Annotated in this window: 19 protein-coding genes; 11 read left to right on the plus strand and 8 right to left on the minus strand. The window is 65.3% G+C overall.

The annotated features are described in order from the left end of the window. Positions 1–87: 87 nt before the first annotated feature. Positions 88–483, plus strand: a complete 396-nt coding sequence (locus QA645_RS11495; protein WP_283050275.1) for a nuclear transport factor 2 family protein — start codon at positions 88–90, stop codon at positions 481–483. An 11-nt stretch (positions 484–494) separates the two neighbouring features. Here the strand turns inward: QA645_RS11495 and QA645_RS11500 are convergent, their stop codons facing one another. Together QA645_RS11500 and QA645_RS11505 are read right to left on the minus strand one after the other, a co-directional pair. Next, a complete protein-coding gene (locus QA645_RS11500; protein ID WP_283050277.1) occupies positions 495–914 on the minus strand; it encodes a c-type cytochrome in 420 nt (139 codons plus the stop codon). A gap of 106 nt (positions 915–1,020) precedes the next feature. Further along, complete coding sequence (locus QA645_RS11505; protein ID WP_254133422.1) at positions 1,021–1,725, minus strand: L,D-transpeptidase; 705 nt, start codon at positions 1,723–1,725, stop codon at positions 1,021–1,023. A 274-nt stretch (positions 1,726–1,999) separates the two neighbouring features. Here QA645_RS11505 and QA645_RS11510 point away from each other — a divergent pair, with 274 nt between their 5' ends. From QA645_RS11510 to QA645_RS11520, 3 genes are all read left to right on the plus strand, one after another. Then, a complete protein-coding gene (locus QA645_RS11510) occupies positions 2,000–3,052 on the plus strand; it encodes a glycosyltransferase family 1 protein (RefSeq protein ID WP_283050279.1) in 1,053 nt (350 codons plus the stop codon). Positions 3,053–3,085: 33 nt separating this feature from the next. Continuing rightward, complete coding sequence (locus tag QA645_RS11515; protein ID WP_254133420.1) at positions 3,086–3,775, plus strand: methyltransferase domain-containing protein; 690 nt, start codon at positions 3,086–3,088, stop codon at positions 3,773–3,775. Positions 3,776–3,930: 155 nt separating this feature from the next. Continuing rightward, a complete protein-coding gene (locus tag QA645_RS11520) occupies positions 3,931–4,590 on the plus strand; it encodes a hypothetical protein (RefSeq protein ID WP_014492925.1) in 660 nt (219 codons plus the stop codon). Positions 4,591–4,895: 305 nt separating this feature from the next. On the opposite strand, the gene QA645_RS11525 is transcribed toward QA645_RS11520, so the two are convergent. Beyond that, a complete protein-coding gene (locus tag QA645_RS11525) occupies positions 4,896–6,560 on the minus strand; it encodes an aminotransferase class III-fold pyridoxal phosphate-dependent enzyme (RefSeq protein WP_283050281.1) in 1,665 nt (554 codons plus the stop codon). Between the two features lie 35 nt (positions 6,561–6,595). On the opposite strand from QA645_RS11525, the gene asd reads away from it, so the two are divergent. Further along, on the plus strand, positions 6,596–7,459 hold the full coding sequence (gene asd / locus QA645_RS11530) for an archaetidylserine decarboxylase (RefSeq protein ID WP_283050283.1): 864 nt from the start codon (positions 6,596–6,598) through the stop codon (positions 7,457–7,459). A gap of 69 nt (positions 7,460–7,528) precedes the next feature. After that, positions 7,529–8,098 carry an NUDIX hydrolase gene (locus tag QA645_RS11535; RefSeq protein WP_283050285.1) on the plus strand — a complete coding sequence of 190 codons (570 nt, stop codon included), beginning with the start codon at positions 7,529–7,531 and terminating at the stop codon, positions 8,096–8,098. Positions 8,099–8,228: 130 nt separating this feature from the next. Here QA645_RS11535 and QA645_RS11540 read toward each other — a convergent pair whose 3' ends face one another. Together QA645_RS11540 and QA645_RS11545 are read right to left on the minus strand one after the other, a co-directional pair. Then, positions 8,229–9,677, minus strand: coding sequence for a FecR domain-containing protein (locus QA645_RS11540; RefSeq protein ID WP_283053161.1), 1,449 nt, complete (start codon positions 9,675–9,677; stop codon positions 8,229–8,231). A 187-nt stretch (positions 9,678–9,864) separates the two neighbouring features. Further along, complete coding sequence (locus QA645_RS11545) at positions 9,865–10,656, minus strand: DUF2147 domain-containing protein (RefSeq protein WP_283050287.1); 792 nt, start codon at positions 10,654–10,656, stop codon at positions 9,865–9,867. 187 nt (positions 10,657–10,843) lie between these two features. Between QA645_RS11545 and QA645_RS11550 the strand changes: the two genes are divergently transcribed. The 3 genes from QA645_RS11550 to QA645_RS11560 all read left to right on the plus strand — a co-directional run bounded on the left by QA645_RS11550 (position 10,844) and on the right by QA645_RS11560 (position 13,685). Further along, positions 10,844–11,734, plus strand: coding sequence for a DUF2147 domain-containing protein (locus tag QA645_RS11550; RefSeq protein ID WP_283050288.1), 891 nt, complete (start codon positions 10,844–10,846; stop codon positions 11,732–11,734). Positions 11,735–11,834: 100 nt separating this feature from the next. After that, positions 11,835–12,167, plus strand: coding sequence for a hypothetical protein (locus QA645_RS11555; RefSeq protein ID WP_283050289.1), 333 nt, complete (start codon positions 11,835–11,837; stop codon positions 12,165–12,167). A gap of 330 nt (positions 12,168–12,497) precedes the next feature. Continuing rightward, a complete protein-coding gene (locus QA645_RS11560; RefSeq protein ID WP_254133414.1) occupies positions 12,498–13,685 on the plus strand; it encodes an extensin family protein in 1,188 nt (395 codons plus the stop codon). Positions 13,686–13,742: 57 nt separating this feature from the next. Here QA645_RS11560 and QA645_RS11565 read toward each other — a convergent pair whose 3' ends face one another. From QA645_RS11565 to QA645_RS11575, 3 genes are read right to left on the minus strand one after another with little or no spacing between them, the layout of a single operon-like run. Continuing rightward, complete coding sequence (locus QA645_RS11565) at positions 13,743–14,936, minus strand: LanC-like protein (RefSeq protein ID WP_283050291.1); 1,194 nt, start codon at positions 14,934–14,936, stop codon at positions 13,743–13,745. Further along, positions 14,933–15,277 carry a DUF6665 family protein gene (locus QA645_RS11570; protein WP_254194983.1) on the minus strand — a complete coding sequence of 115 codons (345 nt, stop codon included), beginning with the start codon at positions 15,275–15,277 and terminating at the stop codon, positions 14,933–14,935. Before QA645_RS11570 ends, QA645_RS11565 begins: the two co-directional genes overlap by 4 nt. A 54-nt stretch (positions 15,278–15,331) precedes the next feature. Continuing rightward, positions 15,332–15,967 carry a TetR/AcrR family transcriptional regulator gene (locus QA645_RS11575; protein ID WP_254194982.1) on the minus strand — a complete coding sequence of 212 codons (636 nt, stop codon included), beginning with the start codon at positions 15,965–15,967 and terminating at the stop codon, positions 15,332–15,334. 197 nt (positions 15,968–16,164) lie between these two features. On the opposite strand from QA645_RS11575, the gene QA645_RS11580 reads away from it, so the two are divergent. Both QA645_RS11580 and QA645_RS11585 read left to right on the plus strand, forming a co-directional pair. Next, a complete protein-coding gene (locus tag QA645_RS11580) occupies positions 16,165–17,475 on the plus strand; it encodes an HlyD family secretion protein (RefSeq protein ID WP_283050293.1) in 1,311 nt (436 codons plus the stop codon). Positions 17,476–17,503: 28 nt separating this feature from the next. Then, complete coding sequence (locus tag QA645_RS11585; protein WP_254194980.1) at positions 17,504–19,090, plus strand: DHA2 family efflux MFS transporter permease subunit; 1,587 nt, start codon at positions 17,504–17,506, stop codon at positions 19,088–19,090. The last annotated feature ends 69 nt before the right edge of the window (positions 19,091–19,159 follow it).

The raw sequence follows: 19,159 nt of genomic DNA on the forward strand, positions 1-19,159 counted from the left end.
GTCGCCAAGACTAGCCCAGTTCGCAAGGACATGCCTCGGCTTTCCGTGGGATGGATTGCTCCGATCTTGCCGCTGATGGAGTGAACCATGACCGAAAGCCCGGATGTCGCGCCTCTGCTGGAGGCTGTCGAGCGCTACTTCAAACTGATGTACGATAATGACGTCTCGCAGTTCGATCGCGTCTTCGCGCTGACGGCGCAACTGCACGGATTTCGCGATGCCGAATTGCGGATACTGCCAGCCGCCGACTACAGGAAGATGCTCGCATCGACGCCGTCCCCCCAATCAAGGAATGCCCAGCGTCTTCAGGAGATACTGCTGCTTGACTTGGCGTCACCGGCGCAGGCTCTGGTGAAGGTTCGCGTTCGGATCGATGTGCTCCAATACATCGACTATCTCGCGTTTCACCGTATCAGCGGCATCTGGCTGATCACCGCAAAATCGTTTTATATCGAGCGACGATATGAGCCGACCACCACCTAGCCCCCGTGATTCTATTGGCTGGCTGCCGCCTGCAGATATGCAACCACCTTGGCGGCGTCGTCGGCCGAGATGCCGCCATAGGGCTGCATCTTGTTGCCGGAGACGATTTCGTCGGGCTTGACCATGAAGCGGGTGAGCTTGTCCTGGTCCCAGACGAAGCCGGCATCCTTCATCGACGGCGAGTAGTTGTAGTTCGGCAGCGCGCCTGCCTTGCGTCCGACGATCTTGTTGAGGTTGGGACCGAGGCGATTGTCGCCTTCCTTCACCGAATGGCAGGTGCGGCAGGAATTGTTGAAGGCCTGCTGGGCAGCATCGTCGCTCGCCGGCTGCTGCGCGAGCGCGGAGGGCACGGCGAGAAGCAGCGTCAATGCTCCGACGGCCGCGATCGGACGCAGCCATGTGTCCCGCGACGTCTGCAGGCGTGGTTGCATCTGCGCCTCCACGTGAGATGACAAGATGTGCCCGTTGCAAACGAAAACGGCCCCGGTCGGTTCCGGGGCCGTTTGCGTCACGATGTCCTGTCGCTTGCGCCGGGCGCTACCGAAGCTCAGCGCGCCGCTCGGTCATCGGCAGCACGATCACCTTGGTGCCGACGTTGACGCGGGAGTAGAGGTCGGAGACGTCGTCGTTGGTCAGGCGGATACAGCCCGAGGAGACGTGCTTGCCGATGGTATCGGGGGCGTTGGTGCCGTGGATGCGATAGACGGTGCCGCCGAGATACATGGCGCGGGCGCCGAGCGGATTGCCGGGGCCGCCGGCCATGTGGCGCGGCAGGTAAGGCTGGCGCTGGATCATTTCCGGCGGCGGGGTCCAATCCGGCCATTCGGCCTTCTTGGTCACCGACTGCGTGCCGGACCAGGTGAAACCATCGCGGCCGACGCCGATGCCGTAGCGGATCGCCTGGCCGTTACCGAGCACGTAGTAGAGATACGTGTTGGGCGTATCGATGATGATGGTGCCCGGCGCTTCACGCGTCGCATAGCTGACGGTCTGGCGGCGGAAGCGGGCCGGCGTCTCGACGGCGTCCTGATCCTCGGACGGCGCAGTCTGATAGGTCGGCGCCTGATAGGGCTGGTACGGTTGAAGCGGCTGCGGCGCGGTCATCGTCGGCAACGGCTGGAAGAACGGGAAGAGCTGCACGGGCGCAGCCTTGGCCGGGCCGGCAAATGCGATTGCGGTCACGGCCACTGCACTCATGGCAACGGCGCGCGAAAACGTCTTGAACGTGTCCAGATTGAACATTGGTCGCCCCTGTTTGCGTGGTGTTTCTTGGTCACCCCGGCACCGTTTCGGTGCTCCGTTGCCCAATTCACTAACGACAATAAGTTTCGGGACGTTTGCTCGGAAAACCGAAAACGGTTTCGTCGTGGCAAGGATTGTTTCATGACAGTTTCGTGGCCGGGCGCGCCCGTTAACGAACAAAACAGCGCGCCGACACTTATGTGACGTCACACGCCTGAAATATCCGTGGTTGATGGTCCTAAGCCGAGAATCATCAAACTCTCGGGATTTCCCCATGCGGGTATTAATCGCGACTGACGCCTGGCATCCGCAGGTCAACGGTGTGGTCCGGACGCTGACCTCGCTGGCGGCTGCCGCCAAGGCCCTCGATGTCGAGATCGACTTCCTGACGCCTGATGGCTTCAGGTCCTGGCCGCTGCCGACCTATCCGGGCCTGCGCATAGCGCTGCCGAGCGGAAAGGAGATCGCGCGGCGGATCGAGAAGGCCGCGCCCGAAGCGCTGCATATCGCGACCGAAGGCCCGATCGGCTGGGCTGCGCGCGCCTATTGCCGCCGCAACGGCCTCGCCTTCACCACCTCCTACACGACGCGCTTCCCGGAATACGTCTCGGTGCGGACCGGCATTCCCGATGCCGTCGGCTATGCCGTGCTGCGCCACTTCCACGATGCCGCCGCCATGACCATGGTGGCGACGCCGTCGCTGCGGCAGGAGCTTTCCGGGCGCGGCTTCAAGCGGCTCGGCTTCTGGGGCCGCGGCGTCAACACCGAGCTGTTCCATCCGGACGCTCCGGCCAAGCTCGATCTGCCGGGCCCGATCTTCATGACCATGGGCCGCGTCGCGGTCGAGAAGAACCTCGAGGCGTTCCTGTCGCTCGATCTGCCCGGCACCAAGGTCGTCGTCGGCGACGGCCCGCAGAAGGCCGCGCTCGAGAAGAAATATCCGGACGCGGTTTTCCTCGGCGAGAAGAAGGGCGCGGATCTGAACGCGCATCTCGCTGCGGCCGACGTCTTCGTGTTTCCGAGCCTCACCGACACGTTCGGCGTGGTGCAGCTCGAAGCGCTCGCCTGCGGCACGCCGGTTGCGGCGTTTCCGGTGACGGGTCCCAAGGATGTCATCGCCGATCATCCGATTGGCGCGATCGACAACGATCTGCGTGCCGCTTGTCTGCGCGCACTCACCATGTCGCGCGAGACCTGCCGCAACTTCGCGCTGGAGCGCTCCTGGGAGAACAGCGCGCGCCAGTTCGTCGGCAATCTCACCTCACTCCAGCCCAGCCGTGCCTTGCGCGCCTCGCCCGTGATGGCGCGGCGGCCGGTGCGCGGCTGATCCAACCTTTGACCCACAGCGAGAACCTCATCGATGGCTAAGATCATGAACCTTGACGGCACCCAGCAGCTCGACCTCACCCGCGGTACGGTCGAGCAGGCCTATGATCGCTGGGCGCCCGTTTACGATCTCGTGTTCGGCGGCGTGTTCGCAAAAGGACGTCAGGCGGCGATTTCGGCCACCAACAAGATCGGCGGGCGCGTGCTCGAGGTTGGCGTCGGTACCGGCATCTCGCTGCCGCTTTATGCTCCGAACCTCCGTATCTTCGGCACCGATATTTCGGAAGCGATGCTCGACAAGGCGCGCCGCCGCGTCACCGAGGGCAACCTCAAGAACGTCGAAGGCCTCGCGGTGATGGATGCCGAGAAGCTCGAATTCCCCGACAATTCGTTCGACGTCGTGATGGCGCAATACGTCGTCACCGCGGTGCCGAATCCGGAGAAGGCGCTCGACGAATTCGCCCGCGTGCTGCGTCCGGGCGGCGAGCTGATCATCCTCACCCGCGTCAGCGCCGACACCGGCATGCGCCGCTTCATCGAGCAGAAGCTCCAGCCGGTGGTGCGTCCGCTCGGCTTCCGCACTGCCGAGTTCGCCTGGTCGCGCTATGCCAAATGGCTGTCCGGCGCCAAGGGAATCGAGCTCGCCGAGCGCCGTTTGATTCCGCCGCTCGGTCATTTCTCGCTGGTGCGCTTCCGCAAGGTCGACGTCGCCAAGGCAGCCTGAGCAAGGCTGCGAGAGAGCGGCGGTGCGATCCGCCGCTCACGCGTTCGCGTGCGTCATCGCGTCGCTGCGCATCATCACATGACAAAATGATGATGTCACACGGCGTACATCGAATCCCTGTAAATCCCTTACCCGAAAGCATTTTGGGGAATAGCATGATCAAGAATTATCTCGAGCAGCTGCGGATCCAGCGCTGGGACGACCATCGCTACTATCACCACAGCCGCATCAATCAGAGCCTGCACTTCGTCAGCGCGCTGAGCTTTCTCTTTGCCTATGTCTGGCTGTTCGTCGATCCCATGATCTCGGCGCTGGTCGGCTGGCTGGTCTCGATGACCTCGCGCCAGGCCGGTCACTTCTTCTTCGAGCCGCATGATTACGACCACATCAACCAGGCGACGCACGAGTACAAGGAAGACATCAAGGTCGGCTACAACCTTCAGCGCAAGGTGGTGCTGATGGCGATCTGGGCGCTGTCGCCGCTGGTGCTGGTGGTCGATCCGACGCTGTTCGGCCTGTTCACGCCCTGGGCTTCCGCGACCGACTTCATGCGGCAGGTGGCCAAGATCTGGCTCGTGATCGGTGGCGGCGGTCTCCTGTTCCGCACCGTGCATCTGTTCTTCATCCGCGACGTCGAAACCGGCCTGGTCTGGATGACCAAGATCCTGACCGACCCCTTCCACGATCTGATGCTCTATCGCAGCGCTCCGCTCGCCTTGATGCGCGGCGAACTGATGGATCCCGGCCTGCACCTCAACCCCGAGCACACGCTGGGACTCATCTCCGAGCCCACGCTCGAAGAGCAGCACGCCTGAGCGCGCTGTTCTCACAAAATACTCCGATGTTGATTGGCTACGTCATGCCCGGGCTTGTCCCGGGCATCCACGTCTTGGGGGTCTCTTCTTCGCCTCTCCCCGCGCGCGGGGAGAGGCCGGAGCGCATCGCAGATGCGATCCGGGTGAGGGGGGCTCTCCGCGGGGGCGTTGCCACCGGTACGTCGGAAAATGATCACCGCGTGCGCGGAGAGTCCCCCTCACCCCAACCCTCTCCCCGCAGGCGGGGAGAGGGGGAGGAGAGACCGCGCCCCGGAATGACGGTGAATGTGGTTGGAGTAGTGGCCTCAGCGTCCAAGACGCTTGGCCAGCATCTCTTTCAGAATCTGCCGCTTGATGTTCTTGTTGGTGAGCAAGCCGTCGTGCCACCAGAAGCCATCCGCCTTCATCTTCTCGGCGGCGCGGACGAAGCGGTCGGCGACTTCGCTGAAGTCGGCGTCGGTGTAGTTGAGGCTGAAGATCAGCCGGCCGGTGCCGACCCAGCTCAGCGACAGGCCCTCGGCGCGCAGGTAATATTGCAGCATCCAGTTGTAGCGGGACGGAGTGGTGTATTTCACCGTCCAGATCGACGAGAAGTTGGCGAACTGCACGGGCAGCTTCGCGTCGGTCATCATCTGGTTGAGCTTTTGCGTACGGCCGTTCCAGGTCGCATCCAGGCCGTCATAGATGGCGCGGAAGTTCGGGCTGGCGAGCCGGCTCAGGAACTCGTCCATCGCCGTCATGACGTAGGGGTGCGAGTTGAAGGTGCCGCGGGCGAAGCAGATGTCGGCGGGACGATCGTCGCGGAAGCGGCGCATCAAGTCTTTCTTGCCGCAGACGACGCCGACCGGCAGGCCGCCGGCCAGGCTCTTGCCGTAGGTCACCATGTCGGCCTTGACGCCGAAATATTCCTGGGCGCCGCCGGCGGCAAGGCGGAAACCGACGAAGACCTCGTCGAAGATCAAGACGATGCCGCGCTCGGTGCAGACGTCGCGCAGCTTCTTCAGCCATTCCGTGTAGGCGGCGCGATCGAAATTGCCGCCGCGCGACGAGTCGACCAGCGAGGAATCGCCGGGCGCGTTGCCGTTCGGATGCAGGCCCTGGAGCGGATTGACCAGCACGCAGGCGATGTCCTTGCGCGTGCGCAGCACATGCAGCGTCTTCTCCGACATCTCGGAAAGGGTGTAGGTCTCGTGCGCTGCGATCGGATTGCCGACGCCGGGCTGCACGTCGCCCCACCAGCCGTGATAGGCGCCGGCGAAGCGAACCAGATGCGTGCGCTTGGTGTGGTAGCGCGCGAGCCGCACTGCCTGCATCACGGCTTCGGTGCCGGACATGTGGAACGAGACCTCGTCGAGGCCCGAGATCTGGCAGAGCCGCTGCACGTTCTCGAGGATGACGGGATGGTAGGGACCGAGCACGGGACCGAGCGCATGCGCACGCTTCTCGGAGCCCTCGATGCACTCCTTGTAGAAGTCGTTGCCGAAGATGTTGACGCCGTAGGAGCCCGTGAGGTCGTAGGAGGTGTTGCCGTCGACATCCGTGACGGTGACGCCGCTCGAGGATTCCATGAAGGTCGAGGTGCCCAGATGCTCGCGGACGAGACGCGCGAACTGGAACGGCACGCGGTAGCTTTCGGTGAAGTTGAGGTCGGAGATCGTCTCCGCCGCCTCCTTCGTCATCGCGCGGCCCTTCGGGTAGCGGTCGGCGTAGAGAGCTGCGAGCCGGAAGAAGGCGTCCTTGCGCTGCTTCACCACGTTCGCGGGCGCGCCGTCGCAGCCGAAATATTTGTCACCCTCGAATTCGTAGAACGGCAGCAGCTTTGCCACCCGGCGCGACATCTTGGAGTGTCCGGCGAGCGAGCGGTGCTTGGCGCGGGACAGTTCGACCCGCGCCTTGATCTTCGGGAGGACGGCGGCAGCGGACGCTGCGGCGGCCACGGAAAATGAGAGAATCGGGAGTGTCGTTTCCATGACAACAAGCGCTAATACTGCGAGCTGACAGATTCATGACAGTCAAAGCCCTCATCGCCTCTTTCACCCAGCAGGAAGACCTCAACTTCCTGTTGACCAACCGCATCCCCCGCGCGGCGCTGACCCGCTTCATGGGCTGGTTCTCCAAGATCGAGAACCCGCTGGTGCGGGACGGCTCCATCGCGCTGTGGAAGCTGTTCTCCGACCTCGATCTGTCGGAGGCGAAGAAAGACCATTTCAGGAGCCTGCACGATTGCTTCACCCGGGAGCTCAAGCCGGGCCTGCGGCCGTTTGATCCGGACCCGTCGGTGGTCGCCAGCCCCTCGGACGGCATCGTCGGCGCCCATGGCCGGATTGCCGACACCGAGCTGTTCCAGGTCAAGGGCGCGCCCTATTCGCTGCTCGACCTGCTTGGCGACCCCGCGCTGGTCGAGCAGCACCGCAACGGAAGTTTTGTGACGCTGCGGCTGACCTCGAGCATGTATCATCGCTTCCATGCACCGTTCGATGCACATATCGAGCGCGTCACGCTGATCCATGGCGATGTCTGGAACGTCAACCCGATCGCGCTGAAGCGGGTCGAGCGTCTCTTCTGCAAGAACGAGCGCGCGGTAATCCGCACGCATCTCGCAACCGGCGAGGCGGTGACGCTGGTGCCGGTCGCAGCGATCCTGGTCGCCAGCATCCGCCTGCATTTCCTCGACATGGTGCTGAACGCGCAGACCAGGGGGCCGGTCAATTTCCCCTGCGACGTCAACGTGACCAAGGGCGAGGAGCTCGGCTGGTTCGAGCACGGCTCGACCATCATCATCCTGGCGCCCGGCGACTTTTCGTTTGGCGACGGTATCGCCGAGGGGACGCGCATTCGTGCCGGTCAAGCCCTGCTTCGGCGGAACTAGTCTTCATTCCGCCGTGTCGGGGGCCTATATCGCTCGAGGGCACTGGTCGACGACACGACAGGATTGGTGATGGCGCGGGCGCCGGTGATGGCGGCGGGTGGTATTGTGCTGCGGCGTGGCGACACGCCGCTGATTGCCATCGTGCGTCAGCGCAAGCGCAATGAATGGGTCTTGCCCAAGGGCAAGCTCGACGCCGGCGAGACGCCGAAGGAAGCCGCGCACCGCGAGGTGCTGGAGGAGACCGGCCACGACGTGCTCGTGCACGAGTTTCTCGGCACCATCGCCTACCAGTCCGGCGGCCCCATCAAGATCGTGCATTTCTGGCGCATGGAGGCCGAGGGCGGTCCCGTCCGCAAGCTCATGAACGACATCAAGGCCGTCGACTGGGTGACGCTGGACGACGCGCTGGCGCGCCTGTCGCGCGAATATGAGCGCGCCTTCCTCACCCAGGTCGGCCCGATCGCGATCGCTGCGGCCGGGCTTGCACCACTACCCGCACTGGAGCCGACGCCAACGCTGGCGGCGGACGACATCGATGCCGCCTTGCAGACGCTGACGCCGGTTGAAGTCGCTTCTGTCGACGAACTGCGGCATGGCCTGTTGCAGAAAGTGAAGGCCTGGCTGCGCGGCGAGGCGTAGGCGCTACCCGCGAGTCCAGAATCGCACAATCGTAGGGTGGGCAAAGCGGAGCGTGCCCACGATACCGAAGACGGGCACGGCGCTCACGCGCCTTTGCCCACCCTACGATAGCTTGCTCCGCGGCGAGGCCCTACCGCTTCTTCTTTTCTTTCGGTGCCGGAGCCGGCGCGGGTCTGCGCGGGGCGACTGGGCGCTGCGCGGCCGGCAGGCGCTGCTGCAGGCCGGGCTGGCGTGGGGCGGCGCCTTGTTGCGGCTGGGCGGCCGGCGGTGTGCCGGGCTGCAACCCGGTGCGCGGCGTTTGCGGCGTGGTCCCGTTGGGTTGCGCCGGCGCGGCGCTGCCCGGCTGAGGCGCGACCGCACCAGGCGGTTGCGGAGATTGTCCGCCGCGCTGTGGCTGCGTCGGCCGCGTGCCGCCGGGTTGCGTGCCTTGTCCGGTGCGCGGCTGGGCGGCCGGCTGTCCTGTGCCTTGCTGCTGACCCTGGCCCGCGCGCGGCGCACCCGGCTGCGCGGCGCCGCCCTGTCCCTGGCGCTGCGGCGTCTGCGTACCCTGGCGGTTCGGCGCACCCGGCGGCTGCTGACCCGGACGGTTGTTCTGACCCGGCTGGCCGTTCTGCGGCTGCTGGTTCGGCGCCGTGTTCGGACGCAATTGCTGTTGCTGCGGCGGCTGCGCCGGTCGCGGAATGCGGCTGACGGCGGCCGGATTGGCGCGGCGGAAGTCGCGCTGCTCGGTGACGATCTGGCGGCCGGTGGTCTGCGCCGCATGCACCTGGCTGACGAAGCCGCGGTCGCGCGCAATCTGCTGCGGGGGGATCGTGATCGGCACCGCGGCAAAGCGCATGCCGCCCGGGCCGGCCGCACCCGGCCGGATCGCAAAGCCGCTCGAGGCCTGCGTCAGCGCGCCGAGCCGCGTGCCGCTGGCGCGGTCGTTGACGTCGATATGGCCGACGCGCCCGTCGGCGTCGGGATAGAGCTTGATGTTGACGTTGTTCGCGTTGTTCGCGGTCGCGTTCTCGGGCACGTCGACGACGCCGGTGGTGCCGCGAATGCCGAGCGTTGCGGTCGGCGTTGCGATCTTCATGTCGCCGGTCTTCGCCACCGCCGCCGCGACGAACGCGACCGTGCCCTTGCCGATGTCGAAGATCGCCGAATTCTGCTTGCCGCCGTCCTCATAGACGTAATTGTCGATGGTGATCTTGGAGCTGGCGGAGAGGTTGAACGTGGTGGCGTCGTTGAAGGTGATGCCGAGCGACGAGTTCGAGGAGGTCTGCACGACGTCGTTGAGATAGATGTCGTCGCGCACTTTCAGCGGATAGGAGTTCTTGTCGCGGATCACGGTCGCGATCCCCGTCACCGTCGCGACGTTGCCGATCGGCTCCACGGTGGTGGCTTGCGCATCGGTGGCCGGCGCCGGCGAGGCCGCTGGGGTCGGCGAGGGCGCGGGCGCCGGTTGCGGCTGCGCTTGCGTCTGTGGCTGCGCTTGCGCGAGCTCGATGGCATCGGACGCGCATGCCCTGTCCGCGCCGGCCAGCGGCAGCGCCAGCAGCGGCAAAGCAAACACGACGCGGCGCCAAGCCACCATCAAAGCCACGAATGAGGTCCCGGTGAGAACACGAGGCGAGATCGGCCGATATCAGCCGGAGCCGGCTGAATGGCGGATGAACGTCTGTCGCACGGAACGGGAGAACGTTCAAACGCCACGTCCCGGTGTCAGGGACGTGGCGCCATCATAAGAACAGGAACGCTTGTCTGCGGGCGATGCCTCGGCCTCAGCTCACGCGCTTCCAGGTCTGACCGCCGCAGAACATGCCGCCGAAGGCGCAGCCCTGCACGCGCATCGCGTTCGGACCCTTCATCGCGATCGTCGAGTCGTAGTTCTTGCCGGAGTCGGGATCGTGGATGCGGCCGCTCCACTTGGCGCCGTCGGGCTTCATGTTGATCAGGATCCGCTCGTTGGTCTTCTCGGCATAGCCGCAGAGATTGGTGCCGCACTGTTCGACGCGGACATTGCCCTTGTTCTCTTCGGTCGCCCACACGCCGACCGGCGTGTTCGCGGCCTGCACCGGTGCGACCGGAGCAGGGGCCGGAGCCGGCGCATAAGCGGGAGCAACGGCAACCGGCGCGGGCGCGGCAACCGGAGCAGGGGCTGCAACCGGCGCAGGCGGCGTGGTCGTGTCGACGGACGGCGCAGCGGCGACGGTCGTGGCCGGAGCGGCGGCGACAACAGCGGGCGCGGCCGGCGCGGTGGCCTGCACCGGCGCGGGCGCCACGGGCTGCTGCTGCACCGGAGCCGGCGCGGGCTTTGCCGTCGTCGTCGCCGGCGTGGTGTCGTCATCGTCCTTGGAGCCGCCAAGGCCGTTGAGGTTGATGTTGTTCAGCTTGATCGGCTTGTTCGACAGGCCCGGCGCCACGATGGTGACGCAATCGAGCGAGGCGCAGTTGCGCGGCGTCTCGATGCGGACGCGCTGGCCTTCGATCTGGAACGAGATCGAGTTGCCGGCATGCGCGGCGGCGGTCGAAGCGAGGAAGAGCGCGGTGGCGGCGATGGTGAGCTTGTTCATGACAACCTCCGAAATGGCGTGGTCCCGAGATGGACTGAAGTCGGTCGTGGACCGGATGTGGTTCGACCTTATGCCGGCGCCTTCCGGCCTTCTGTGATGAACCTCACGATGGCTCCCAGGGTGAGCCAGCGCACATTCTGCCGCCCTTCATCCGCGTAACGTCGCCGTGACAGAGTGGGAGACATCGATGAAGCGGCTTGCGATTTTGCCCGGCACGTTGATCGCACTGACGGTGATCGCGCCTGCGGCGCAGGCCGGTTCCTACTCCTTCACGATCAGCGGCCATCGGTTCCACCTCGAGGCACTGCGCAACTGCCGATCCACGTCGTGCGTTTCGGTGTCAAGCCGAACGCTGCGAACGACGGACGATGTCGCCACCACATCCGCCCCGCCGCCCGCGCCTGCACCCGCGGTCCAGGCGCCACAGCCGGTCTATCCCGTTACCTCAGTCAGGCCGGCGCAGGCGACGGTCGTTGCGCCGCCCGCCCCTGTGCTTGCCGCCACGACATCGCAGCCCGTCGCGCCGCCGCCGGCGCCAAGACTTGGGACGCCAAGACTCGAGACGCCAAGACCAGAGACGCTGAGCCCCAATCCGCCGCGGGTTGATCTGTCACGCCTGGATCCGCCGAAGACGATTCCCTTGCCGCAGCCGGAGCCACCGGCCCCCAATCCGGACCCCACGCTCCAGCCGGCCACAACGATCGCACCGCGCAGCGACGACGAGCCGGCCTACATGCCGTTCGGCGAATGGGAGAGCGACGGCGCCAAGGGCACGGTCCGCATCGAACGTTGCGGCCCCGCGCTGTGCGGCTTCGCGCTGACCGAGGCGTCGACCCGGGGCGAGAGCGTGCTGGTCAACATGAAACCGAAAGCGCACGATGTCTGGGCCGGCAGCATCTACAGCCGCTCCAGCGGCAACACCTATTATGCGACGATGACGCTGAAGAGCTCCGGCAAGCTTTACGTCGAAGCCTGCGCGCTCGGCCATTTCTGGTGCTCCGGCAACGACTGGACGCGCGTCGAGCCGCGGCCGGAGAAGCTGATCACGACATCGCGCCAGTGGGGCGCAAGGTCGTAGGCAGCCTGGCTCCCCTGTCCAATTTGTAATCGTCCTGCACCGAACCCGCATCTCGCTTGCACGCGACCGATGGCTGACGACGCATGCAAGGAGATTGCATATGAAACGCCTCGCCATCATCGCTGCGCTGCTGATCGGCGGCGCGATCTCGGCCCACGCCGACACCGACATCTGGACCAATGTGCTGAAGCAGAAGCGGGGCGACGACGCGCTGAATGTCGACAGCTCATTCTGCGATGCGCAACTCGGCGCGCCGCAGAACGGCACGGCGACATCGGCCGCGTACAAGCGCTGCATGCGCGGGCGCGGCTGGCGCTTCAGCCACACCGTGCGCGTGAAGGACGATCGCTATCCCGATCCTGACGATCCCGGCATGATGTGCCGCGATTTCAAGATCGGCGGCATCACCGGATCGGACTGCTCGAATTTCTGAGCAGCGCAAGGCACCCGGCGGGCAATCCGTCTCGGCCGGGCGAGCTCTGCGGTAAGGTCGGCGGACGCTGCTAGATCATGCCGAGCACGATGGCGACGACAAAGGCCATGGCAACGTACGCGGTGATAACGCTCAGTCTCCCGACGAACGTCATGACGTTGCTCCCTGAGATCCCGCTTGGGATCGCGGACATCATGGTTAACAGAAACTGACCGTTGAAAAAAGCCAGCCTCTCTGTCGTTCATCTGCGGCCGCGGACGCGTCATGGTAAAGCAAAGCTGAAATCGACACGTTGAAGAGTCTTTAAGTAAATTCACCGAACGTGCGTGCATGACGCGCGGAGTTCGTTTGTATCTCGTCGGCTCCATCGTCCTTGTTTCGCTTGCGGGTTGCGGACGCGGCTTTTTCCAGGCCGAACGTGAACCGTGGCGGGCCGAGGCAGAAGCGGCGTGCCTGAAATCGGGCGCCGTGAAGGAGAGTGCCGACATCGTCCGGATCGACCCGATCTCCGGACCCGGCATGTGCGGCGCCGAGTTTCCGCTGAAGGTCGCCGCCATCGGCGATCCCTCCAGCAGCTACGGTTTCGCCGATGAGGAGCTGCGCCCGCCCGGCAATGTCGGCAATCAGCCGCGCTGGCCGGTGACGCAGCCGCAGCCGAATTCCTATCCGCAACGGTCGAACTATCCCGAGAGCGCGGTGCGCCAGCCTGCCGGCTATGGCGCGTCCTCCGGACCGGTGTCGCTCAGCGCGCCCGGCGTGGCATCGCAGGAAGATGAGATCGATCTGCCGCCCGAGGGCACCGATGCCGCGGGCGCCGCGCGCTACATGAATGCGCCGAGCTATCCGGCGCGGCCGCCCGGCCCGGCGCCTTATTCGCAGGCGCCCATGCAACAGCCGCTGCCGCGGCTCGGTCCCGCGCAGGGCAATCCCGTCACCGCCGTCGGTCCCGTCGCGGTGAAGCCGACCGCGACGCTGGCCTGTCCCATCGTGTCGGAACTCGATCGCTGGTTTGCCGACACCGTGCAGCCTTCGGCGATGCGCTGGTTCGGTGCCCGCGTGGTCGAGATCAAGCAGATCTCCGCCTATTCCTGCCGCGGCATGAACGGCAATCCGCACGCTCATATCTCCGAGCACGCCTTCGGCAACGCGCTCGATGTCGCCGCCTTCGTGCTCGCCGATGGCCGCCGCATCACCGTGAAGGACGGCTGGCGCGGGATGCCGGAAGAGCAGGGGTTCTTGCGCGACGTCCAGTCGGGTGCGTGCGCGCATTTCACCACCGTGCTGGCGCCGGGCTCGAACGTCTATCACTACGATCACATTCACGTCGACCTGATGCGCCGCGCCAGCCGCCGCCTGATCTGCCAGCCCGCCGCGGTCTCCGGCGAAGAGGTTGCCGGGCGCGCACAGCGGCGCACGCCATATGCGAGCAATCGCGATCCCTCCGTGACCGGCGCGCTCGGTGCGCACAAGAGCAAGCACGACAAGGTCAACGAGGAAGACGAGTTCTCGGACGACTAGCCGCGCAAGATGGAAGACGGCGGGGCGTAGCGCGGCACCGCGCGCCACCGCCGCAGATCAGAACACGTCGATGGTCGGGAAGCGCGGCTCTGCGGTGATGCAGTCCCAGAGATAGATCGCCAGGCCGACGTCGCCGGTCCAGAGCGAATAGCGTCCGCGGCCGACGACGATCTTGGCGCCGCGATACTGGACAATAGCCGTCATGGCGAACTGGCGTGCGCGGTCGAGCCAGACCGGATCGTTTGTGCGGCGATAAAGTTTGAGGAATGCGTAGCCGTTGCCGCCGGTGCCGTGGCACAGGTTCGAACCCTTGGTCAGCGGTCCGGCGGCCCAGGTGAAACGGCCGGCATCGTGCAGAAGCTCGTCAAACTCAGGCGTCGCGAACGGCGCGTCGGCCAATGTTGTCGCCATGCCGGGGGCGCCGTGGCAGTGCTGGCACAAGGTCGGTGGCGTCTCGCGCTTGCTTCTCGCGCCCCAATTGGCTCCGAGCTCGGACGACCACGCATTCGCGGCCAGGGTCTGCGGCACGATTTCGGCCACCTGCGCCTGCTGTGCCGGTGCCAGCCAGTCCCATCCACGGAGCAACGGAATGATGTTGCCGGCGAAGCCATGCACGGGCCCGAGCCAGCGGTCCTTGGCGCCGTAGAGGTCCTGGGTCCAGAGCCGGCCTTGCGGCGTTTCCTCCAGATCATCCAGCAGCCGGGCCGCTTGCGTTTCGAACAGGCCGCGCCATCGCGGCTCCCGTGTCATCTCGGCCACGTGGACCGCAGCCAGCATGGATCCGGGCATGCCCCACATCAGCTCACGGACCGGGAGTTCGGTATTGGCTTCCGCGCGCGCATAGACGAGATCGGCGAGGCTTGGTGTGGGATCGAGGCGCATGGCGAGAAGTGCGGCCCCCATGTCGCCAAACAGCAGCGAGCCGTGCTTGGCGTAGCCGGCCGGTGAACTGCTCTCGAACCTGGCGGTTGTCCGTTCGAGGAGTTTTGGCAGGACCGCGCGAAAGTCTTTCGCGAGGGGACTGGCGCCGACACGATGCAAATAATCGAGCGCCCAGATGACGCCTGCCGCACCAAAATAGAAGCTGGGGTTGCCGTCTCCCGCGCCATCGTCGCCGGGGTGACCGGGCCAAAACGTCTCGGGATCGAAATCGGCGATGGCATCGGCCACGATGTCCGCAATCGCGGTGCGGGCGGCCGCCTCGCTCCAGGCGTCGTGCACAAGCGCGCGATGGCGACCGAGGGCAATCATGATCTGCGTTTTGCGACGTCCGTCGCCGGCGCCAGCCCCATGCATCGCTGCACGTCGGCCGGGACATTGTAGGTCCGCATGATGTGACGGCTGTCGCGCAAGCCGGTTGCCTCGCGTTGCACCACGAACATCCAGAGCGCCTGGCCGGCTTCCATCACCAGCTTGCGCCTCGCCGGCTGCATCGCATCCGGGATCTCCGGAACCGCATGCGCGGCGTCGAATTCGCGCAATTGCGCGAGCGCCTGCTCGAGCGTGCGGCCCATCCGTCCAAGCGCGGAGGCCTGTTCCTGGACGATCTCGTAGTGGAGGATATCGACCGGCGGGCGAAGATCACGGGACATGGCGCGCAATATAATGCGGCGCCAACCGCATACGCAACGCGTGGCCCGTCGCCGTTACTTCGCCTTGTACGCGGCGAGGAACATCCGCGTCGCGCTGTCGATCACTTCCGTCATGCGCTGTTCTGTCGGCGGCGGCGCGGCCTGGAACACGAAGGGCAGGAAAAGTGAAGCCTTGCACAGTTCCATGAACTGCGAGGCGGCCAGGTCGCAATCGTCGATCGCGAGATCACCGGGGGCGACATGGGCTTTGAGATAGTCGGACAGCCGGCTGATGGTCTTTTCCAGCACGCAACCATAATAGCGGCGGCCGACGTCGGGCATGCGCTCGGCAATCGCCATCACGGTGCGGATCGCCGATCCGCCGCCGGGCCGGCAGAGCAGATGCAGATAGGCTTGGCCGAAATCCTTCAGCGTGGTCTCGGCATCGCGCGCGGGGTCGAAGTTGAACACGACCTGGCCATGAAACAGCGCCTCCTCCTCGAGGATGGCTTCGAACAGCGCGCTTTTGTCGGCGAAGTAAACATAGAGCGTGCCCTTGGAGACGCCGGCCGCGCGCGCGATCTCGCCCATGCTGGCGCCGTCAAAACCCAGATCCATGAACACCTTACGGGCGCCGGCCAGGATCTGGCGGCGCTTGGAGCTGTCCTCCTCCTGGAGGACGCGCAGAGGTTCAGGGCTGGCTACAACCATTGGTTCAGCGTCTCGAAAGGTTTCTCGAATCGGGCTCGAAGCATGAAACCGAAATAAAGGATTCGGACCAGTAGGGTCCGCGCGGGAATATTAAGTATATTGACCGAACCGTTCGGTCAATGGTATTTGGGATGGGCGAGCGGGAACGCGGCCGTGCGACGGCTGCCCCGGATCGCACTTTTATTGGGGAGGCCTTTATGGCCACATCGAGAGACCAGGCTGCGCGCGTCCTTCGCCAGGAAGCGGTGGAGACGACGACGCCGAACGGTGAAGCTGCGACCGGAACATCCGCAGTCCTCGCCGAGCAGTTGCGCTCTCATGTGGCCGAAGAAACCAAGCGCCGCACCAGCGAGGCGCCGGAGAAGCCCGTGACCGACCAGCCGGCTCCGACATCCGCGCCCGCCGCTGCCGCGCCAAAATCCGGCAAGCGCAAATTCGTCATGATGGGCATCGGCCTCGTGCTGGCGCTCGCGGCGGCAAGCTATGCCGGCTACTACACGCTGGTCGGCCGCTTCTTCGTCTCCACCGACGACGCCTATGTCCGTGCCAACAACACCATGCTGGGCGCGCGCGTGGCCGGCCATATCTCCTCGATCCTGGCTGGTGACAACACGCTGGTGCATGCCGGCGACACCGTGCTGCGCATCGACGACGGCGACTACAAGATCGCCGTCGACGCGGCTGCGACCCGGATCGCGACCCAGCAGGCCACCATCGACCGCATCGGCCGCCAGATCGCGGCGCTCGACAGCCAGGTCGCACAGGCCAAGGCGCAGCTCGTCTCCGCCGAGGCCGGCCTCAAGCGCGCCGATCTCGACTATGAGCGCCAGCAGGCGCTGAGCAACAAGGGCTTTGCCTCGCGCGCGACCTTCGAAACCTCGGAAGCCGGTCGCGACCAGGGCGCCGCCGCGGTCAAGGCCGCACAGGCCGCCTACGACGTCGCGGTGAGCAATGTCGACGTCGCCAAGGCGCAGCAGGCCGAAGCCCAGGCGCAGCTTGCCGAGCTCAAGACCACGCTCGCCAAGGCCGAGCGCGATCTCGCCTTCACGGCGGTGCGCGCGCCGGTCGACGGCATCTTCTCCAACCGTCTCGTCAACGCCGGCGACTTCGTCGCCGTCGGTCAGCGCCTCGGCAATGTCGTGCCGCTCGACGACGTCTATATCGACGCCAACTTCAAGGAAACGCAGCTCAAGCGCATCCGTCCCGGCCAGCCCGTGACGATCAAGGTCGATGCCTACGGCATGCGCAAGTTCTCCGGCGTCGTCGACAGCATCGCGGCGGGCTCCGGCTCGGTGTTCACGCTGCTGCCGCCGGACAACGCCACCGGCAACTTCACCAAAATCGTGCAGCGCGTGCCGGTCCGCATCCGCGTGCCGAAGGCGGTTGCCAGGCAGAACCTGCTCCGCGCCGGCATGTCGGTCTATGCGACGGTCGACACCAACAAGGGCGCCGCCGACGCCGACAGCGAGATCGATCTCGACGATCCCACCATGATCCATCCGCAGTAAGCGCGTCCGAGCGCTGCGAGGTCAGACCATGGCGAACGCCACGACTGCTTCACCTGCCATGATGGCATCAGCCGATTCGGAGCGTATCGCGCCGAAGCGGCTGATCGCCTTCATCATCATGGTGTTCGGGATGTTCATGTCGATCCTGGACATCCAGATCGTGTCGGCATCCCTCAGCGAAATCCAGGCCGGCTTGTCGGCGAGCTCGAGCGAGGTCTCCTGGGTCCAGACCGCCTATCTGATCGCCGAAGTGATCGCGATCCCGTTGTCGGGATTCCTGTCGCGCGCCTTCGGCACGCGGCTCCTGTTCGCGATCTCCGCGGCCGGCTTCACGATTTCGAGCCTGCTCTGCGGCTTCGCCACGACCATCGAGGAGATGATCCTCTGGCGCGCGCTCCAGGGCTTTCTCGGCGCCGGCATGATCCCGACGGTGTTCGCCTCGGCCTACACCGTGTTCCCGCGCACGAAATTCCACATCGTCGGTCCCATCATCGGGCTTGTGGCGACGCTGGCTCCCACGATCGGCCCGACGGTCGGCGGCTACATCACCGATCTGATGTCGTGGAACTGGCTGTTCTTCATCAACGTCGTTCCCGGCATCGGCATCACCCTTGGGGTACTCGCGCTGGTCGATTTCGACGAGCCGCATTTCGAGCTGCTCGACCGCTTCGACTGGTGGGGACTGATCTTCATGGCCGGCTTCCTCGGCACGCTGGAATATGTACTGGAGGAAGGTCCGCAATATGAATGGCTGCAGGACACCTCGGTGGCGATCTGCGCCTGGATCTGCGCCGTGTCGGCCATCGCCTTCTTCGTGCGCGTCTTCACGGCGGCCGAGCCGATCGTCAATCTGCGTGCCTTCTCCAACCGCAATTTCGCAGTCGGCTCCACGCTGCAATTCTGCATCGGCATCGGCCTCTACGGCCTGACCTACATCTATCCGCGCTATCTCGCCGAGGTGCGCGGCTACAGCGCGCTGATGATCGGCGAGACCATGTTCGTCTCGGGCATCACCATGTTCCTGGTCGCCCCGCTGGTCGGCCGGCTGATGGCGAGCCTCGACATGCGCTACATGATCGCGTTCGGCTTGATCGTGTTCGCGATCGGCTCCTACCAGATGACCTGGATCACGCGCGACTTCGATTTCTACGAGCTCCTGATCCCGCAGATCCTACGCGGCGTCGGCATGATGTTCGCGATGGTGCCGACCAACAACATCGCGCTCGGCACGCTGCCACCCGACAAGGTGAAGAACGCGAGCGGCCTGTTCAATCTGATGCGCAATCTCGGTGGTGCGGTCGGGCTCGCCGTCATCAACACCGTGCTCAACGATCGCGCCGACCTGCACATCACGCGTCTGCAGGAGCGCGTGACCTGGGGCAATGCCACCGCGACCGAGACCCTGACCCTGCTTCAGCAGAAATTCCAGGGGCTCGGAGACTCGACGCTGATGGCGATGAAGCAGCTCAGCCAGATCGTGCACCGCCAGGCCGTGGTGATGAGCTTTGGCGACGCGTTCTTCATCCTGACCTTGTTCTATCTGAGCCTCAGCCTCCTGGTCACGTTGCTGAACAAGCCGGTTTCGCCGTTCGGCGCCGGCGGCGACGCGCACTGACGGTCACACACGCGATGTCGTCGCCGGGCCTTATGCGCAATTGCGCATAAAGCCCGGGCGACCGCGCAC

Origin of the sequence: Bradyrhizobium sp. CIAT3101, assembly GCF_029714945.1 — a bacterium.
Classification (GTDB): Bacteria; Pseudomonadota; Alphaproteobacteria; order Rhizobiales; family Xanthobacteraceae; genus Bradyrhizobium.

Coding starts and splice junctions, on each gene's coding strand:
- QA645_RS11565 (WP_283050291.1), bottom strand. CDS start 14,936: ATGATTGCCCTCGGTCGCCATCGCGCGCTTGTGCACGACGCCTGGAGC.
- QA645_RS11560 (WP_254133414.1), top strand. CDS start 12,498: ATGACGCGCGGAGTTCGTTTGTATCTCGTCGGCTCCATCGTCCTTGTT.
- QA645_RS11550 (WP_283050288.1), top strand. CDS start 10,844: ATGAAGCGGCTTGCGATTTTGCCCGGCACGTTGATCGCACTGACGGTG.
- QA645_RS11525 (WP_283050281.1), bottom strand. CDS start 6,560: ATGGAAACGACACTCCCGATTCTCTCATTTTCCGTGGCCGCCGCAGCG.
- QA645_RS11505 (WP_254133422.1), bottom strand. CDS start 1,725: ATGTTCAATCTGGACACGTTCAAGACGTTTTCGCGCGCCGTTGCCATG.
- QA645_RS11495 (WP_283050275.1), top strand. CDS start 88: ATGACCGAAAGCCCGGATGTCGCGCCTCTGCTGGAGGCTGTCGAGCGC.
- QA645_RS11535 (WP_283050285.1), top strand. CDS start 7,529: ATGGCGCGGGCGCCGGTGATGGCGGCGGGTGGTATTGTGCTGCGGCGT.
- QA645_RS11575 (WP_254194982.1), bottom strand. CDS start 15,967: ATGGTTGTAGCCAGCCCTGAACCTCTGCGCGTCCTCCAGGAGGAGGAC.
- QA645_RS11570 (WP_254194983.1), bottom strand. CDS start 15,277: ATGTCCCGTGATCTTCGCCCGCCGGTCGATATCCTCCACTACGAGATC.
- QA645_RS11510 (WP_283050279.1), top strand. CDS start 2,000: ATGCGGGTATTAATCGCGACTGACGCCTGGCATCCGCAGGTCAACGGT.
- asd (WP_283050283.1), top strand. CDS start 6,596: ATGACAGTCAAAGCCCTCATCGCCTCTTTCACCCAGCAGGAAGACCTC.
- QA645_RS11520 (WP_014492925.1), top strand. CDS start 3,931: ATGATCAAGAATTATCTCGAGCAGCTGCGGATCCAGCGCTGGGACGAC.
- QA645_RS11500 (WP_283050277.1), bottom strand. CDS start 914: ATGCAACCACGCCTGCAGACGTCGCGGGACACATGGCTGCGTCCGATC.
- QA645_RS11515 (WP_254133420.1), top strand. CDS start 3,086: ATGGCTAAGATCATGAACCTTGACGGCACCCAGCAGCTCGACCTCACC.
- QA645_RS11545 (WP_283050287.1), bottom strand. CDS start 10,656: ATGAACAAGCTCACCATCGCCGCCACCGCGCTCTTCCTCGCTTCGACC.
- QA645_RS11585 (WP_254194980.1), top strand. CDS start 17,504: ATGGCGAACGCCACGACTGCTTCACCTGCCATGATGGCATCAGCCGAT.
- QA645_RS11555 (WP_283050289.1), top strand. CDS start 11,835: ATGAAACGCCTCGCCATCATCGCTGCGCTGCTGATCGGCGGCGCGATC.
- QA645_RS11540 (WP_283053161.1), bottom strand. CDS start 9,677: ATGGTGGCTTGGCGCCGCGTCGTGTTTGCTTTGCCGCTGCTGGCGCTG.
- QA645_RS11580 (WP_283050293.1), top strand. CDS start 16,165: ATGGCCACATCGAGAGACCAGGCTGCGCGCGTCCTTCGCCAGGAAGCG.